The organism is Micromonospora matsumotoense (assembly GCF_900091525.1).
Lineage (GTDB): Bacteria > Actinomycetota > Actinomycetes > Mycobacteriales > Micromonosporaceae > Micromonospora > Micromonospora matsumotoensis.
Window position 1 is genome coordinate 291511 of sequence record NZ_FMCU01000002.1, and the last position, 15311, is coordinate 306821.

The window sequence follows — 15311 nt, forward strand, 5'->3', positions numbered from 1 at the left end:
CGAACCAATCGCCCGAGCCAGCGGAGTGGGACGCGCTGTCGTCGTCGACCATTGACACATCTCGTGGTCCACTTCATCGTCGGGGGAACCGTCTCCGCGTCGAAGGGTTACCCGATGGTCGACACCGCGCACACGTACGTCATCGTCGGAGCCGGGCCCGCCGGCCTACAGCTGAGTTACTACCTCCAACAGCAGGGCGCCGACTACCTGACGCTCGAACGTGGTGCCGAGCCGGGCGGCTTCTTCCGGCGGTTCCCGCGCCACCGTCGCCTGATCTCGCTCAACAAGGTGCACACCGACAGCACCGATCCCGAGATCCGGTTGCGGTGGGACTGGAACTCGCTGCTCAACGACGATCCGGAGCTGCTGTTTCCGAAGTTCAGCGAGGAGTACCTGCCGGCCGCCGACGACCTGGTGAGTTATCTCGCCGAGTTCCAACGGGTCCACCAGCTCCGGGTCCGCTACGGCACCACTGTGGAGCAGATCAGCCGCGACGACGACGGGTTCGTCGTCTGCACCGACCGCGGGGTCGTACGGGCGCGCAGCCTGATCGTGGCGACCGGCTGGGGCCGGCCGTTCGTGCCGGAGATCAAGGGCATCGAGCACGCCACCGGCTACGAGGAGATGGACGTCGACCCGGCCAGGTACGCGGGCAAGCGGGTCCTGATCATCGGTAAGGGCAACTCCGCGTTCGAGACCGCCTCGGCCATCCTCGGCAAGGCGTCGATGGTGCACCTGGCCAGCCGGCAGCCGCTGCGGCTGGCCTGGAACACCAAGCACCCCGGTGACGTCCGGGGCCAGTACGGCGCGATCCTCGACAGCTACCAGTTCAAGACGCTGCACTCGGTGCTCGACTGCACCATCGACGAGATCCGGCCGGTCGACGGGCGGTTCCGGGTCTCCATCACCTACACCCACGCCCAGGGGGAGACCGCCGAGCTGGATTACCACGAGGTGCTGCGCTGCACCGGCTTCCGGATGGACACCTCCCTGTTCGACGCCTCCTGTGCTCCGGAGATGGTGCGGGACGGCCGGATGCCCGGTCTGCGCCCCGACTGGCAGTCGAGCAACGTCGACGACCTGTACTTCGCCGGCACCATCGCCCAGGCGCGGGACGTGAAGCACGCCTCGTCGCCGTTCATCGACGGTTTCCGGTACAACCTGCGTACCTTCACCCGGATGCTGCGGGAGCGCTACGACGACGTGCCGATGCCCGTCGCCACCGCACCGGGCGAGCCGGCGTCGCTGACCAAGGTGATGCTCGACCGGGTCAACTGGAGTTCGGCGCTGTGGACCCAGTTCGAGTACCTCTGTGACGTGTTCGTCCGCGACGATGCCACCGGCGACTTCCGGCACTTCGAGGACCTGCCGGAGGACTACGCCGTCGAGCGGTTCGCCGACGCCACCCACGTCTACACCCTCGCCCTGCGCTGGGGCCGCGACGACTACGGCGACGTCTTCGCCATCGACCGGCACCCGACGCCGGACCGGGCCCGGGAGAGTGCCTTCATCCACCCGGTGATCCGGCGGTACCGCCACGGGGAACTGGTGGCCGAGCAGCACCTGCTGGAGGATCTGCTGGCCGAGTGGCGGCGGCCGGACCGGCACGTCGAGCCGCTGGTGGAGTTCCTGACCGGGGACCTCACTGGCGGATCATGACCTCGTCGAGCGGTTTGCGGGCCAGGTCGGGGACCCGGGCGTCCGGCGCCGGGTACCCGACCGGCAGCACCAGGTTGGGGCGTTCCTCCGGCGGGCGCTCGCACACCTCGTTGAGGAACCGCATCGGGCTGGGCGTGTGGGTCAGCGTGACCAGTCCCGCGTGGTGCAACGCGGAGATCAGCAGGCCGACCGCGATGCCCACGGACTCCTTGACGTAGTAGGGCTTGGGGCTGTGCGGCCCCTGGTGCACCTCGAACACGACGATGACGGCGGGTGCGGTCTCCAGGAACGGCTTCTCCCAGTCGGTGCCGAGCTGGGCGATCGCCCCCAGCCACTCCTGCGGCGCGCGGCGCTGGTAGAAGTCGCGTTCCTCGGCCTCGGCCGCCTCCCGTAGCCGGCGCTTGCGGGCCGGGTCGGTCAGCACGACGAACCGCCACGGCTGCACGTTGGCCCCGCTGGGGGCGGTCGACGCGGCCCGGACCGCCGCCTCGACCACCCCCTCGGGTATCGGGTCGGGGGCGAAGTCGCGTACCGAACGGCGGCCGGCCATCCGGTCGGCGAACGCCTCCGCCGCACGCACCATGTCCGCCGCCGGTCGGCGTTCGTGTCGGATCGGGACCGTGGGTAGCAGGACCGTGTCGGCCATCTGTCGCCTCCCTGGGAGAACCGGGCCGCCGGGCACCACGCAGTGGCATCCACAGTGGACGCGCACCCCGCGGGTCGGCTGCTCCCAGCATTTCCGAGGTGGGGTGGTTCGTCGTTACGCCAGTGTGCTTTCTTGCCCATCGGGCACGTCCGGAGCGGTCGCGGTGACGAGGGCGGCGACCACGTCGGTGAGGCGGCCCCGGGCTGCCGCCGCCGCCCGCTGCCGGGTCGCCCCGTCGCCGTCGGCGGCCAGCCCGGCCAGCCACCGGGCGATCCGGGGGCCGTCGCCGGTCTCCTCCAGCGCCGGCCGGGCCAGTTCCACCAGCCGCGCCGCGAGGACCCCGGCGGGCAGCAGCAGGCCGGTGCCCACCTCGACGCCGTGGCCGCCCATCCCGTCCCGGGCGGCCCGCCAGTACGCCAGCCGCATGAGGTCGGGGTCGGTGCGGGGTCCCTCGTCGCCCCGGTCGACGGCCGCCGTGGCGACCATCGCCAGGGCCCGGACCAGGGCGGCGAACCCGGCGGACTCGGCGGCGGTGATCGGCATGTCGGCGACCCGTACCTCCAGGGTGGGGTGGTGCGCCGACAGCCGCAGGTCCCAGAAGATCGTCCCGGAGTCGACCAACGCGCCCGCGTCGAGCAGCAGGTCGATGTGGGCGTCGTACTGCTGGGCCGAGGTCAGGTAGGGCGGCGGGCCGGCCACCGGCCAGCGTTGCCAGGTGAGGCTGCGCCAACTCGCGTAGCCGGTGTCGCGTTCGCGCCAGTAGGGCGAGTTGGCGGTGAGCGCCAGCAACACCGGCAGGTGCGGGCGCAGGTGGTTGCCGACCAGCACGGCCCGGTCCCGGTCCGGCTGCTCCACGTGTACGTGCACCGCGCAGATCGCCAGGTCGTCGTGCAACCCCCGGTAGGTGGCGTTGCCCCGGTCCTGCCGTGGCCCCTTGGTGATCGGCGGCGGCACGGCCCGGCCACGCACCGGGGAGCCGGTGGCGATCACCCGCAGCCCGGCCCGGCCCGCCGCCGCCTGCAGCGCCGCCCGGGCCTCGACGAGTTGCGCGTCGATGTCCGCCACGGCGTGGCAGGGGTCGGTGCGGGTCTCGATCTGGAGCTCGGTGATCTCGCCACCCACCCGGCCGCCGAGCGCCGGACGGGCCAGGTCGACCACCGTGGCGGCCGCCGGCATGACCTCGCCCCGCTCGGCGTCGACCACGAGGAACTCCTCCTCGACGCCGAGCAGGGGAATGGACGACCCCGACCGCTGTGCCGTAGTCATGCGCGCGTCCGACCCCTCGCCGTCGGTCGCTCGCCGACAGGGAGCAGCCTACGGCCCGTTCGGCCGCGCCGTCATCAACGCCACTCCACCGTGGACAGCTGGTCGACCAGTCCGGCCAGAAGGGCCGTTCGCTCCGGCATCCGGTCGAGCTGGACGTACTCGTCCCGGGCGTGCGCCCCACCACCCACCGCGCCCAGCCCGTCCAGCGTCGGCACCCCCAACGCGGCGGTGAAGTTGCCGTCGGACGCGCCCGCCGCGTGTGCCCCGCCCAGGGTCGGCATGCCGAGCTGGCCGGCGACCGACCGGGCGATCTCCAGCAGCGGCCGGGCCAGCTCCGGGGTCATCGGGTGACGGCCGATGTTGCCCTCCACCGCCAGTGTCGCCTCGGGCAGGAACGGCACCAGCTCGTGGATGGCCCGGTCGACGCGTTCGAGTTCGGCGCTGGTCCACGCCCGCACGTCGACCGCCAGGCTGGCCAGCTCCGGCACCGTGTTGGTGGTGGTGCCGGCCGCCAGCAGCGTCGGGGTGACCGACGTGCCGGAGCTGTGCCCCGCGCCGAGGGCGCGCAGCGTGAGGATCTGGTGGGCGACCTCGACGGTGGCGTTCACCCCCCGCTGGGGTTCCACCCCGGCGTGGGCGGCCCGGCCCTGCACGATGACCCGGTACACCGAGCCACCCTTGCGGGCCACCTTCACCTCCCCCTGCGGGGTGGCCGCCTCGCAGACCAGCACCGCGTCCGAGCGCCGCGCCTGGCGCTCGATCAGCGGCCGGGACGTGCCGGAACCGGTCTCCTCGTCGCAGGTGAGCAGCACGCCGACCGCGGAGGTGTCCGCCAGCAGGCCCAGCGCGGTGAACATCTGCACGATCCCGGCCTTCATGTCGCACACCCCGGGACCCGTCGCGATGTCCCCGCGAACGGTGAAGGGCCGGGACCGGACGGTGCCGATCGGGAAGACCGTGTCGAAGTGGCCGAGCAGCAGCACCCGTTGCCGGGCCGCCGGCCACAGCAGGTGCGGCAGGCCGTCGACGACGACCCGTTCGGCAGGCCGGCCGAGCACCTCCTCGCCCCAGCGGGCGAGCAGGTCGGCGCAGGACTCCAGGTGTGGCAGGTCGCCCGGGGCCGACTCGGCGGAGACCAGGGTACCCAGCCGCTCCACCATGTCGGGGCGGAGTTTCGTCGCGGCATCGAGCAGATCGCGCGGATGGTCCATCGAGCCCTCCAACTTCGCGGACAGTGACGGGCCTGGCCAGGCGACCCATCCACCATCGCAGCGCCGCCCGACGACGGTCATCCGTTGGCGTGCTCACCGTCCACGGCGTCGGCCAGCCGGGCCGCCCGGCCGTACAGGTAACGCTGGCGGGGGAGGTTCATCGACCGGCGGGCCGCGTGCGCGTACGCGGCCCGGGCCTCGGCGAGCCTGCCGCAGCGCTCCAGCAGGTGGGCGCGGGCGGTGTGCCGTCGGGGGTCGTCGCCGATCCGGGGATCGGCGGCCAGCGCGTCGAGCAGGCGCAGCCCGTCGACGGGGCCCCGGGCCATCGCCACCGCCACCGCGTGGTTGAGCGCCACCACCGGGTTGTCCGAGATCCGCATCAGCACCTCGTAGAGGGCCACGATCTGCGCCCAGTCGGTCTCCCCGGCGCTCGGTGCCTCGTCGTGCACCGCCGCGATCGCCGCCTGGAGCTGGTACGGCCCGACGTCCCCGCGCGGCAGCACCGCGCTGATCAGGGCCACCCCCTCGGTGATCTGACCGGCCCGCCACAGGTGACGATCCTGCTCCGCCATCGGCACCAGCTCACCCTCCGGACCGACCCGGGCCGGACCGCGGGCGTCGGTGAGCAGCATCAACGCCAGCAACCCGGTCACCTCCGGGTCGTCCGGGAGCAGCCGGTGCAGCATCCGGGCCAGCCGGATCGCCTCGGTGGACAGGTCCACCCGGCGCAGGTGCGGGCCGGCGGTGCTGGCGTACCCCTCGTTGAAGATCAGGTAGAGCACCTGCCGGACCGCGTCGAGCCGGGCCCGGCGCGCGGCGGCGTCGGGCAACGCGAACGGCAGCCCGCTGTCCCGGATGCGCTGCTTGGCGCGGGTGATCCGCCGGGTCATGGTGGCCTCGGGCACCAGGAACGCCCGCGCCACCTCACCGGTGCTCAGCCCGCCGACGGCCCGCAGGGTCAACGCGATCTGGGCGGCCGGCGGCAGCGCCGGGTGACAGCACAGGAACAGCAGAACCAGGCTGTCGTCGCCCGGGTCCCGGTGGTCGGCCGCCGGGGCGAGCCACCGGTCGGCCGGTAGTGCCCGGCCCTCGTCGCCCTCCCGGCGGCGGCGGGCCTGCTCGCTGCGGAGCAGGTCGGTCAGGCGGCGGGCGGCCACGGTGATCAACCAGCCCCGGGGGTGCTCCGGCAGCCCTTCGACCGGCCAGCGCGTCGCGGCGGCCAGCAGCGCCTCCTGGACGGCGTCCTCGGCGGTGTCGAAGTGGCCGTACCGGCGGACGACCGCGCCGAGGACCTGCGGCGCGAGCACGCGCAGCAGGTCCTCGACGGTGGGCGGGCCCATGGCGACCGGGTCAGCCGTCCAGGTCGTCGATGCCGTCGGCGACCGGCCGCACGTCGACGTACCCGCCCTCGGCGTCCGGGTCGACGAACCGGGCGGCGATCTCGGTGGCCCGGTCGAAGCTGACACAGTCGACGACGGTGAACCCGGCCAGCACCTCCTGCGTCTCCGGGTACGGCCCGTCGGTGACCACCGGCGTGCCCTGCCGCAGCCGCACCCGGCGGGCGTGCACCGGCGCGGTCAGCCCCTGCCCGTCGACCAGCTCACCGGATTCGGCCAGCTCCTGGTGCACCGCCGCCATGTGGGCGTGCATCGCGGCGACCTGCTCGGGCGACATCGGTGGCCGCGCACCGGGGCGGCCGGCCATCGCGTCGTAGTCGTGCTGCGAGCCGTACAACATGATCAGGTATTTCATGGTCTCTCCTCTCGCCGGCCGTGGCCCGGCCGGACAGCAGAGACGTCGGGGCCGCCGGACCGATCCGGACAACAGCCCCGAGGCTAATCGCGCCGGCCGGGCGGGGGACCGTCCGGTGGGCGGCGACCACCTGTCGTGGTCCCATGAGGACATGTGGGTGGTGCTCGGGGCGGCGGCACTGGTGACGGTGGGCACGGTCGGCTGGGTCGCCTGGCGTGACCGGGCCGCGCCGCCGGGGCCGAGGACCACGCCGCCGGGCGGGACGCCCAGGCCAGACAGCATCGGTACGAGGGGAGCGAGCCTTCGCCCAGGGTGACCCGATCCGTCGGGGCCAGGAGCACCACTGAGCGTCCGACCCGGGTCGACCCGGCTTGCCCATGGTCAACGGGACGCCGGCCGGGCATGATCGTTCCACGGCCGGGGTACCACCGACCGCAGGACCGGGACGCCTGGGAGGCACACGGTGACGGCAGGCTCGCAACGCCGCTCGCACGGACCGCTGGTCGCCGCGTTGACGGCGCTGGTGGTGGCGGTCGGCTGTGCGGCCGGCGGGGTGGGGGAGAGCGGCCCACAGGCACCCCGGGAACCGGCACCGCAGCAGTCGCCGCGCCCCGCGGCCCCGGCCTCGCCGGAGGCGGAGACCACCCGCGCCGACGGCACCACCAGCGTGGCCGAGTTCAAGAGCGACATCGCCGACGCCGTCACGATCGCCGAGCGGTACTGGGCCGCCCAGTTCCGGGCCTCCGGTCAACAGTTCCGGCCGATCCGTCAGATTCTGCCCTACCAGCGGGAGGGCGAGATCTCCTGCGGCGGTCAGGCGCTGCCCCGCAACAACGCGGTCTACTGCTCCCAGGGCGACTTCATCGCCTACGACGTCAACTGGTCGGTGGCGGCGTTCCGGCAGGTCGGTGACGCGTTCGTGTTCTATCTGCTGGGCCACGAGTACGCCCACGGCATCCAGATCCGGCTCGGCATCCGTGCCGACTTCACCATCCAGCAGGAGTTGCAGGCCGACTGCATGGCCGGGGCGTACCTCGGCGGCTCGGTCCGCGACGGCACCCTGAAACTCGACGCCGGCGACCTGGACGAGTTCCGCGACGGACTGCTCGCCGTCGGCGACGACCCCGACCAGCCGTGGTTCGCCGAGGGGTCGCACGGCACGGCCGAACAGCGCACCGACTGGTTCTTCCGCGGCTACGAGAAGTCCCTGGACGCCTGCAACCTGGGCTGAGGATCAGGTCACGTCCGGGCGGTACGGCGACGGGCGGTCCGGGCCGGGCTGGCAGGATCGCCCGGAGACCACCCGTGACCGCCAGGAGGACCCACTGAGCAGCCCACACCCCGCCGCCGTGCTCTTCGACATGGACGGCACCCTGGTCGACAGCGAGAAGCTCTGGGACGTCGCCCTGCACGAGTTGGCCGCCGAGTACGGTGGCACGCTGACCGGCCCGGCCCGGCGCGCGATGATCGGCACCGCGATGGCCGCGTCGATGCGCATCCTCCACGACGACCTCGGTCAACCCGGGCGGGACCCACAGGCCAGCGCCGAGTGGATCAACGCGCGGATCCTGGAGCTGTTCCGCACCGGGCTGCGCTGGCGGCCGGGCGCGTTGACGCTGCTGCGGGCGGTCCGCGCCGCCGGCATCCCCACCGCGCTGGTCACCTCCAGCGGCCGGCCCCTGGTCGAGGTGGCCCTGGACACCCTCGGCCGGGACAGCTTCGACGCCGTGGTCTGCGGGGACGAGGTGGACTCGGCCAAGCCGCACCCCGAGCCCTACCTGACCGCCGCCCGGCTGCTGGGCGTGCCGATCGGCCGGTGCGTGGCGATCGAGGACTCGCCGACCGGGGTGGCCAGCGCGCTCGCCGCCGGTGCGGCGGTGCTGGCCGTACCGGCGGAGGTGCCGCTGCCGCCGACCGACGGCGTACACCAGGTGGAGAGCCTGACCTCGGCGGACCTGGAGCTGTTGGCGGCGCTGCTCGGCGAGCCACCCGCCTGAGTCGCCGCGACCGACCGGCCGTGACCGGCGGTGGGGGCGGTCCGGGCAGCCACGACGAGGGGGGCTCCGCCGACCGGCGGAACCCCCCTCGCGGTGTGCGGGATCAGTCGTGCGCGATGGCGCCCAGCACGTTGATCCGGGCCGCCCGCACCGCCGGGAGCACCGCCGCCACCACGCCGATGATGGCCGCCAGCAGCAGGAACAACCCCATCTGGCCCCACGGCAGGATCAGGTCGGTGATGCCCTCGTCCTTGAGCGCCCGGACCACCGCCGCGCCCAGGCCGACACCGACGACGATCCCGAGCAGCGCCCCGAAGATCGAGATCACCACCGCCTCGACGGTGATCATCCGCATGGTCTGCGCCCGGCGCAGCCCGATCGCCCGCAGCAGACCCAACTCGCGGGTCCGCTCCAGCACCGACAGGGCCAGCGTGTTGACGATGCCGAGCACCGCGATCACGATGGCCAGCGCCAACAGGATCTGGATCATCGTGAGCAGGCTGTCCAACGAGCCGGTCTGCTGCGCGACGAACGCGTCCCGGTCGGCCACCGACACCTCGGGGCTGTCGGCCAGCAGCGTCTCCAGCTGTGGCTGTACGTCCGCCACCCGCGCCCCCGGCGCCAGCTGGATGAACCCCTGGTTGGGCTTGGGGATGGCGAAGTCCTTCACCGCCTGCGGCGGCAACTGCACCGGGCTGGTCAGCTCGGAACTCTCGTAGATGCCACTGACCGTGTAGGTGCGCGGCTCGCCCCGGGAGGCCTGCACGGTCACCGTCGAGCCGACCGACACGTTGCGGGACTTGGCGGTGTCCGAGCTGAACAACATCTGGTCCGGGCCGAGCCGGCTGATGTCACCGGCGGTGGCCTTGGCCCCGAAGATCCGCTGCAACGCGGTCACGTCGCTCGACGCGGCCAACCAGGTGACCTTGCCGTCGACCATGCCCATGTCGCCGTACTCGCCGTCGGCCAGCTGCACACCCGGCAGCGCCGCCGCCTTCTCCAGCACCGCCGGGTCGAAGCTCGCCGGACGCGGACCGGCCGACGCCCCCGAGATCACCAGCTCGGCCTTGATGTTGTCCCGGGCCAGCGCGCCGATGCTGCCCTTCGCCGAATCCAGGATCACCGTCACCCCGGTCACCAGGGCGATGCCGACCATCAGCGCCGCCGCGGTGATCGCCGTCCGGCGCGGGTTGCGGCCGGAGTTGAGCCGGCCCAACTTGCCCGGCACCGACCAGGCGAAGATCGCCCCCAGCAGGGACACCACCGGTCGACTGATCAGCGGGGTCAGCAGCGCCACCCCGATGAAGGCGAACAGCACCCCACCCAGGATGACGGCCAGCGTGCTGCCCCCGGCGGTGCCGCTGAGCCCGAGGAACAACAGCACCGCGCCGATCCCGGTGATCACCCCACCGGTCACGGTCACCCTGGTCAACGGCCGATCCGGATTGGCCACGTCCTGCATCGCCGCGATGGGCGGGATGCGCGCCGCCCGCAGCGCCGGCAGCAGGGCCGCCACCACCGTGATCACCAGGCCGACCGCGAACGAACCGATCACCGCCGAGGCCGGCACCCCGATCCCGGCCAGCGTCAGCCCACCGGCCAGGTTGCCGAAGACGTACGCCAGCAGCGCGCCGATGCCGATGCCGGCGCCCAGCCCCAGCACCGAGGCGATCAGGCCGATCGCCACCGCCTCCAGCACCACCGAACCGATGATCTGCCGGCCGCTGGCGCCGATCGCCCGCATCAACGCCAGCTCCCGGGTCCGCTGGGCCACGATGATCGAGAAGGTGTTGAGGATGAGGAAGGTGCCCACCAGCAGCGCGACGGCGGCGAAACCGAGCAGGATCTTGTTGAAGAAGGACAGGCCCTCCTTCAGGCTCGCCGAGGCGTCCGCCGACAGTTGCGCGCCGGTCTTGACCTCGAAACCGTCGCCGAGCGTCCGGGCCACGTCGTCACGCAACCTGGTGTCGCTGACCCCGTCGGCCGCCCGGACCGTGATGTTGGTGAAGACGTCCCGCTCGCCGAGCAGCAACCGCTGCGCCACCGGCGTGGTGAAGGCGATCTCGTTGACCCCGCCGATCGAGTCCCGGTCACCGCTGTAACCGAAGACCCCCACCAGGGTGAAGGTCTGCTTCGGCGCCAGCGGGGTCTGCACCCCGACCCGGTCGCCGACCTTCACCTTCCCCGCCTGCGCCAGCGCCGCGTTGACGACGATCTCGTCGTCCGCTCCGGGCGCCCGGCCCTCCCGCAGCTTCACCAGGTCACTCTCGCCCTGCCAGTTCGACCCGAGCTGCGGCGGCCCGAACGAGGTGACCACCTTGCCGTTGCTGCCGATCAGCTGGGCCCCGTCGGTGGTGACCACGCCGGTGGCCTCGGCGACCCCGGCGACCGCGTCGACCCGCTGCACCGTCGCCGCCGGCACCGTGGTCGGCACCGGCTCACCCTGCATCTCGCTGAGCGCCACCTTGGGCTTGCCGGCGACGTTGACGTCGATGCCCTCGTAGGCGTCGGCGAAGACCGCGTCGAACGACCGGCCCAGAGTGTCGGTGAGCACGAACGCCCCCGAGACGAACATGACGCCCAGCACCACGGCCAGGCCGGACAGCAGCAGGCGCACCTTGCGCGCCAGCAGACTCTTGAGGGTGGCCCGCAACATCAGCCGGCCACCTCGACCGGGGTGTCCAGCTTCTTCATGGTGTCCAGCACCGTGTCGGCGGTCGGCTCGATCAGCTCCGAGACGATCTGCCCGTCGGCGAGGAAGACCACCCGATCGGCGTACGCGGCGGCGGTCGGGTCGTGGGTGACCATCACGATGGTCTGCCCGTGCTCACGTACCGAGTTGCGCAGGAAGTTGAGCACCTCCGCACCGGAACGGGAGTCCAGGTTGCCGGTCGGCTCGTCGGCGAAGATCACCTCGGGCCGGGCGACCAGCGCCCGCGCGCAGGCGACCCGCTGCTGCTGACCCCCGGAGAGCTGCGAGGGCCGGTGCCCCAGCCGGTCCCGCAGGCCCACCGTGTCGATCACCGTGTCGTACCAGGCCGGGTCGGGCTTGCGGCCGGCGATCGACATCGGCAGCAGGATGTTCTCCTGGGCGGTGAGCGTGGGCAGCAGGTTGAACTGCTGGAAGATGAAGCCCACCTTGTCCCGGCGCAGCTTCGTCAGGCCCGAGTCACCCAGCCCGGTCACCGTGGTGTCGCCGATCTGCACGGTGCCCTTGCTCACCGAGTCCAACCCGGCCAGGCAGTGCATCAACGTCGACTTGCCCGAGCCCGACGGGCCCATGATCGCGGTGAATCTGCCCCGCTCGAACTCGGCGCTGACCCCGCGTAGCGCGGCGACCTGCGCCTCGCCGGTGCCGTACACCTTCCACACGTCGTTCGCCCGGGCCGCGGCCTGCGAGTGCCGGCCTACCGTCGCGGTCACGTCATCTACCTCTTCCGTCTGGCTGTGTTGCCCCACCGCCCCCGCTGGTCGGTGGGGTCGATCTCATCCTCGGTGCCGGTCGGCGGAGATCCGTCCGACCACGGGGTGACCCGAGGCGGATTTCCCGCTGCGGGTCGGCCCGGAGACCGGCTCAGGGTTGCCCCTGAGTCGACGACCGGTCACTGTTCGTGCCGCCGCCACGGCGGTGTCGATGCTAGAACCTGACGCCGTGTCATGGTCAACCGCGCCGCGTCGTCTTTCGTCACGGTAGGTGAGCGAGGCAACGCTGCCGTCGGCCTCCCGGCCTCACCCTGGGTACGCCCTGAGGGGGACCCGCCGTCAGTTGGCTACGCCTTGGGGCGGACCAGCCCCGACTCGTACGCCAGCACCACCGCCTGCACCCGGTCCCGCAGCCGCAGCTTGGTCAGCACATGCCCGACATGGGTCTTGATTGTCGTCTCGCTGACCGACAGTGCGGCGGCGATCTCCGCATTGGACAGCCCCCGGGCCACCTGGACGAGCACCTCACGCTCCCGCTCGGTCAACGTGCCCAACGCCTTCGGTGGGGTCGCTGCCGGGTCCGGCAACACGGTGGCGAACCGGTCCAGCAGCCGCTTGAGGATGCGCGGCGCCACCACCGCCTCCCCGGCGGCCACCGTCCGGATGGCGGTGACCAGGTCCTCCGCCGGCACGTCCTTGGCCAGGAAACCGCTCGCCCCGGCCCGCAACGCCCCCACCACGTACTCGTCGAGGTCGAAGGTGGTGAGGATGAGCACCCGGACCGGCAGCCGGGCGTCGACGATCGCCCGGGTCGCGGCCACCCCGTCCATCCGGGGCATCCGGATGTCCATCAGCACCACGTCGGGCAGCAGCCGGCGGGACAGCTCCACCGCCTCCTGACCGTCCCCGGCCTCGGCCACGATGTCCAGGTCGTCCTCGGTGCCCAACACCATCCGGAACCCGGTACGCAGCAACGGCTGATCGTCGGCGAGCAGAATCCGCACCGGCCGCCCCGGTGTGCGCGAGGGGCCCCGCGTCCCGTCCTCCGTGAAGGAAGGGGGGCTGCCGTGCGTCTGGCCCATCTGCTCTCCCCGTTCTGCCGTCATGTCGGGACCGCCCCGACCGGTTCCACCGGGATTCGCGCGTACACCCGGAAGCCGCCACCGGGGCGTGGCCCGGTGTGCAGGATCCCACCGTAGAGGCCGACCCGTTCCCGCATACCGACCAACCCGTGCCCGATCCGGTCGGGTTCCGGGCGGGGACCCCGCCCGGTGTCGGTGACCACCACGGTCAGACAGCCGTCCGCCACCCCCAGCCGGACCGTCGCGGTGGCCCGCCCGGCGTGCTTGAGCGCGTTGGTCAACGCCTCCTGCACGATCCGGTACACGGTCAGCGAGATGCCCTCCTCGACCGCCGGCACCGGGTCCGCGACCTCCAGGATGACCGGCAACCCCGCCTCGCGTACCTGTTCGGCCAGCGCGGCGATGCCGGCCAGACCGGGCTGCGGGGTGAGGTCGGCGGCCGGCTCCGCGTCGGTACGCAGCACGTCGAGCAGCCGCCGCAGCTCCCGCAGGGTGACCCGACTGGTGTCCTCGATCGTGGCGATCGCCTCGTCGGCGGCGGCCAGGTCCCGGCGCAGCACCCGCCGTGCCCCGGTGGCCAGCACCCCCATCACGCTGACGTGGTGGGCGACCACGTCGTGCAACTCCCGGGCGATCCGCCGCCGCTCGTCGGCCACCGCCTGCTCGGCCAGCGACCGTTGGTTCTCCTCGGCCACCCGGGCCCGTTCCCGCAGCGCCCGCAGCGAGGTGCGCCGGGCCCGCACCGCCCGACCCACCGCGTAGGCGAGCAACGCGGTGAGCAGGTTGTTGAGCACCAGGTACGCCGGGCCGACGTCGAGCCCGGTGTCCAGCGGGGTGAGCACGTTGAGCGCCGCCACCGGCACCCAGAGCAGCACCGTGGCGGCGACCGCCGGGAGCACCTGCCGGTCGACCGCCATCGAGTAGGTCAGCACCAGGAACGTCAGGCTCTGCGTGGTCGGGGCGTGCCCGAGCAGCGCCGGCACGGCCAGGGTGGCCAACGCCGCTCCCACCGCCGGCCACGGGGCGACCCGGCGCAGCACCGCCGGCACCGCGCACAGCACGCTCCAGCCCAGCACAAACGGCAGCTGTCGGGGCCAGAACTCGCGCGGGGTGAGCAGGGTGAAAGCGACCTCCAGCACCACCAGCGCGACGGCGAAGAGGGCGTCACCGGCCAACGGCCGGCGCACCCACCACCGCTCGCCTCCCTCGGTCATACCGCGACGCTAGCCGCCCACCGGGCCGTCCGGTCGTCGCCGACGGTGAACCTCGCCTCCTCCTCGCGGATGAGCGCCTCTCCGCCCACCGGGCGGTCCGGCGGGCGCTACTCGTCGGCGCCCGGGGTGGCCGGCCGGGACCGGGCGTCGCGCAACGGATCGGCTGCCCCGGCCCGCTGCGGGAACGGCGGCGGGGTGCCGCCGAAGGTCGGGCAGTGCGCCTGGTGGTTGCACCAGTCGCAGAGCCGACTCGGCCGGGGTCGGAAATCCTGCCGTGCGGTGGCCTGCTCGATGGCCTGCCAGAGCGCCACCACGGTGCGCTCGAACCGCAGCAGCTCCTCGGCGTCGGGGGAGTAGTCGCAGACCTCGGCGTCCTTGAGATAGAGCAGGCGCAGCACCCGGGGCACCACCCCCCGGGTGCGCCACAGCACCAGCGCGTAGAACTTCAGCTGGAACAGCGCCCGCGCCTCGAACGCCTCCCTCGGCGCCCCGCCGGTCTTGTAGTCGACCACCCGCAGCGCCCCGTCGGGGGCCACGTCGAGCCGGTCGAGATAACCCCGGATGAGCAACTCGTCGTCGACCACCGCGGAGATCAGGCTCTCCCGCTCGGCGGGCTCCAGCCGACGCGGGTCCTCCACCGCGAAGTAGCCCTCCAACAGCGCCGCCGCCGACCGGAGGAACTCGGCGGTGCCGGCCTCGTCGCCCGGGTCGAACAGGCCGGCCAGCTCGGGCTGCTCGGTGACCAGCCGGTCCCACTGCGGGACGACCAGGTCACCGGCGGCATCGGGGGTGCGCCCACCCGCCGGCAGGTCGAACAACCGCTCCAGCACCGCGTGCACCAGGGTGCCCCGGGCCTGCTCGACGCTGGGCCGCTCGGGCAGCCGGTCGATGCTGCGGAACCGGTAGAGCAGCGGGCAGGTCTTGAAGTCGGCGGCCCGTGACGGCGACAGCGAAGCCCGGACCGTGGCGGGCAGCGCCGCCGGAGGATGCTGCTGGTCGATCACCGGTTCCGCCGTCATGCCCCGAAGGTTAGGACACGGGTGTGACAGGGCCGCGCTCGC

General features: G+C 72.8%; 12 protein-coding genes and 1 pseudogene. 3 read left to right on the plus strand and 10 right to left on the minus strand.

Features of this window, described 5'->3' with window-relative positions; genetic code table 11:
* Positions 1–51 precede the first annotated feature (51 nt).
* Positions 52–1659: an NAD(P)-binding domain-containing protein gene (locus GA0070216_RS05005; RefSeq protein WP_245722307.1), complete on the plus strand. Its 1608-nt coding sequence runs from the start codon at positions 52–54 to the stop codon at positions 1657–1659.
* On the opposite strand, the gene GA0070216_RS05010 is transcribed toward GA0070216_RS05005, so the two are convergent.
* The 5 genes from GA0070216_RS05010 to GA0070216_RS05030 all read right to left on the minus strand — a co-directional run bounded on the left by GA0070216_RS05010 (position 1643) and on the right by GA0070216_RS05030 (position 6534).
* Positions 1643–2305 (minus strand): nitroreductase family protein, encoded by a 663-nt coding sequence (locus tag GA0070216_RS05010; protein WP_091239641.1) that lies wholly within the window; start codon positions 2303–2305, stop codon positions 1643–1645. The genes GA0070216_RS05005 and GA0070216_RS05010 overlap by 17 nt on opposite strands.
* A 114-nt stretch (positions 2306–2419) precedes the next feature.
* Positions 2420–3571 carry a carboxylate-amine ligase gene (locus tag GA0070216_RS05015; protein WP_091239644.1) on the minus strand — a complete coding sequence of 384 codons (1152 nt, stop codon included), beginning with the start codon at positions 3569–3571 and terminating at the stop codon, positions 2420–2422.
* 74 nt (positions 3572–3645) lie between these two features.
* Complete coding sequence (locus GA0070216_RS05020) at positions 3646–4782, minus strand: M20 family metallopeptidase (protein ID WP_091239649.1); 1137 nt, start codon at positions 4780–4782, stop codon at positions 3646–3648.
* Between the two features lie 77 nt (positions 4783–4859).
* Positions 4860–6122 (minus strand): RNA polymerase sigma factor, encoded by a 1263-nt coding sequence (locus GA0070216_RS05025; protein ID WP_091239652.1) that lies wholly within the window; start codon positions 6120–6122, stop codon positions 4860–4862.
* A gap of 10 nt (positions 6123–6132) precedes the next feature.
* Entirely contained in the window at positions 6133–6534 is a 402-nt protein-coding gene (locus GA0070216_RS05030) for a YciI family protein (protein ID WP_091239655.1), read from the minus strand.
* 439 nt (positions 6535–6973) lie between these two features.
* Here GA0070216_RS05030 and GA0070216_RS05035 point away from each other — a divergent pair.
* Together GA0070216_RS05035 and GA0070216_RS05040 are read left to right on the plus strand one after the other, a co-directional pair.
* Positions 6974–7765, plus strand: a pseudogene (locus tag GA0070216_RS05035) (neutral zinc metallopeptidase); the annotation flags it as partial.
* Between the two features lie 118 nt (positions 7766–7883).
* Positions 7884–8531 (plus strand): HAD family hydrolase, encoded by a 648-nt coding sequence (locus GA0070216_RS05040; RefSeq protein ID WP_091239660.1) that lies wholly within the window; start codon positions 7884–7886, stop codon positions 8529–8531.
* A gap of 103 nt (positions 8532–8634) precedes the next feature.
* On the opposite strand, the gene GA0070216_RS05045 is transcribed toward GA0070216_RS05040, so the two are convergent.
* From GA0070216_RS05045 to GA0070216_RS05065, 5 genes are all read right to left on the minus strand, one after another.
* Positions 8635–11187 carry an ABC transporter permease gene (locus tag GA0070216_RS05045; protein WP_091239663.1) on the minus strand — a complete coding sequence of 851 codons (2553 nt, stop codon included), beginning with the start codon at positions 11185–11187 and terminating at the stop codon, positions 8635–8637.
* Complete coding sequence (locus tag GA0070216_RS05050) at positions 11187–11954, minus strand: ABC transporter ATP-binding protein (RefSeq protein ID WP_091239666.1); 768 nt, start codon at positions 11952–11954, stop codon at positions 11187–11189. Before GA0070216_RS05050 ends, GA0070216_RS05045 begins: the two co-directional genes overlap by 1 nt.
* A 347-nt stretch (positions 11955–12301) precedes the next feature.
* Positions 12302–12952 carry a response regulator gene (locus GA0070216_RS05055; RefSeq protein ID WP_091240855.1) on the minus strand — a complete coding sequence of 217 codons (651 nt, stop codon included), beginning with the start codon at positions 12950–12952 and terminating at the stop codon, positions 12302–12304.
* Positions 12953–13056: 104 nt separating this feature from the next.
* Positions 13057–14250 carry a sensor histidine kinase gene (locus tag GA0070216_RS05060; RefSeq protein ID WP_091239670.1) on the minus strand — a complete coding sequence of 398 codons (1194 nt, stop codon included), beginning with the start codon at positions 14248–14250 and terminating at the stop codon, positions 13057–13059.
* Positions 14251–14357: 107 nt separating this feature from the next.
* Positions 14358–15269, minus strand: coding sequence for a RecB family exonuclease (locus GA0070216_RS05065; RefSeq protein WP_091239673.1), 912 nt, complete (start codon positions 15267–15269; stop codon positions 14358–14360).
* Between the last annotated feature and the right edge of the window lie 42 nt (positions 15270–15311).

Bases quoted from the DNA above. Each gene is read 5' to 3' on its own strand.
- GA0070216_RS05025 (WP_091239652.1), bottom strand. From the start codon at position 6,122: ATGGGCCCGCCCACCGTCGAGGACCTGCTGCGCGTGCTCGCGCCGCAG.
- GA0070216_RS05065 (WP_091239673.1), bottom strand. From the start codon at position 15,269: ATGACGGCGGAACCGGTGATCGACCAGCAGCATCCTCCGGCGGCGCTG.
- GA0070216_RS05045 (WP_091239663.1), bottom strand. From the start codon at position 11,187: ATGTTGCGGGCCACCCTCAAGAGTCTGCTGGCGCGCAAGGTGCGCCTG.
- GA0070216_RS05015 (WP_091239644.1), bottom strand. From the start codon at position 3,571: ATGACTACGGCACAGCGGTCGGGGTCGTCCATTCCCCTGCTCGGCGTC.
- GA0070216_RS05020 (WP_091239649.1), bottom strand. From the start codon at position 4,782: ATGGACCATCCGCGCGATCTGCTCGATGCCGCGACGAAACTCCGCCCC.
- GA0070216_RS05060 (WP_091239670.1), bottom strand. From the start codon at position 14,250: ATGACCGAGGGAGGCGAGCGGTGGTGGGTGCGCCGGCCGTTGGCCGGT.
- GA0070216_RS05030 (WP_091239655.1), bottom strand. From the start codon at position 6,534: ATGAAATACCTGATCATGTTGTACGGCTCGCAGCACGACTACGACGCG.
- GA0070216_RS05010 (WP_091239641.1), bottom strand. From the start codon at position 2,305: ATGGCCGACACGGTCCTGCTACCCACGGTCCCGATCCGACACGAACGC.